The organism is Acinetobacter sp. YH12072 (assembly GCF_013419565.1).
Lineage (GTDB): Bacteria > Pseudomonadota > Gammaproteobacteria > Pseudomonadales > Moraxellaceae > Acinetobacter.
The window spans coordinates 1-1,135 of record NZ_VOZV01000096.1 but is presented as its reverse complement, the minus strand read 5'-3'; the positions used below and the strand labels follow the sequence as shown (position 1 = coordinate 1,135).

Sequence of the window (1,135 nt, the reverse complement as noted above, 5' to 3'; positions counted from 1 at the left end):
AGTACCAGCGTACGGCCCACAGAATGATGTCACGCTGAAAATGCCGGCCTTTGAATGGGTTCATGTGCAGCTCCATCAGCAAAAGGGGATGATAAGTTTATCACCACCGACTATTTGCAACAGTGCCGATAAAAATATATCATCATGAACAATAAAACTGTCTGCTTACATAAACAGTAATACAAGGGGTGTTATGAGCCATATTCAACGGGAAACGTCTTGCTCGAGGCCGCGATTAAATTCCAACCTGGATGCTGATTTATATGGGTATAGATGGGCTCGCGATAATGTCGGGCAATCAGGTGCGACAATCTATCGATTGTATGGGAAGCCCAATGCGCCAGAGTTGTTTCTGAAACATGGCAAAGGTAGCGTTGCCAATGATGTTACAGATGAGATGGTCAGACTAAACTGGCTGACGGCATTTATGCCTCTTCCGACCATCAAGCATTTTATCCGTACTCCTGATGATGCATGGTTACTCACCACTGCGATCCCCGGGAAAACAGCATTCCAGGTATTAGAAGAATATCCTGATTCAGGTGAAAATATTGTTGATGCGCTGGCAGTGTTCCTGCGCCGGTTGCATTCGATTCCTGTTTGTAATTGTCCTTTTAACAGCGATCGCGTATTTCGTCTCGCTCAGGCGCAATCACGAATGAATAACGGTTTGGTTGATGCTAGTGATTTTGATGACGAGCGTAATGGCTGGCCTGTTGAACAAGTCTGGAAAGAAATGCATAAGCTTTTGCCATTCTCACCGGATTCAGTCGTCACTCATGGTGATTTCTCACTTGATAACCTTATTTTTGACGAGGGGAAATTAATAGGTTGTATTGATGTTGGACGAGTCGGAATCGCAGACCGATACCAGGATCTTGCCATCCTATGGAACTGCCTCGGTGAGTTTTCTCCTTCATTACAGAAACGGCTTTTTCAAAAATATGGTATTGATAATCCTGATATGAATAAATTGCAGTTTCATTTGATGCTCGATGAGTTTTTCTGAGGCACTGTTGCAAATAGTCGGTGGTGATAAACTTATCATCCCCTTTTGCTGATGGAGCTGCACATGAACCCATTCAAAGGCCGGCATTTTCAGCGTGACATCATTCTGTGGGCCGTACGCTGGTAC

1 protein-coding gene is annotated in these 1,135 nt (G+C 44.5%); it reads left to right on the top strand.

From position 1 onward, the window contains the following. Positions 1-193 precede the first annotated feature (193 nt). A complete protein-coding gene (locus FTU19_RS16165) occupies positions 194-1,009 on the top strand; it encodes an aminoglycoside O-phosphotransferase APH(3')-Ia (RefSeq protein ID WP_000018326.1) in 816 nt (271 codons plus the stop codon). Positions 1,010-1,135: the final 126 nt, after the last annotated feature.

Bases quoted from the DNA above. Each gene is read 5' to 3' on its own strand.
- FTU19_RS16165 (WP_000018326.1), top strand. From the start codon at position 194: ATGAGCCATATTCAACGGGAAACGTCTTGCTCGAGGCCGCGATTAAAT.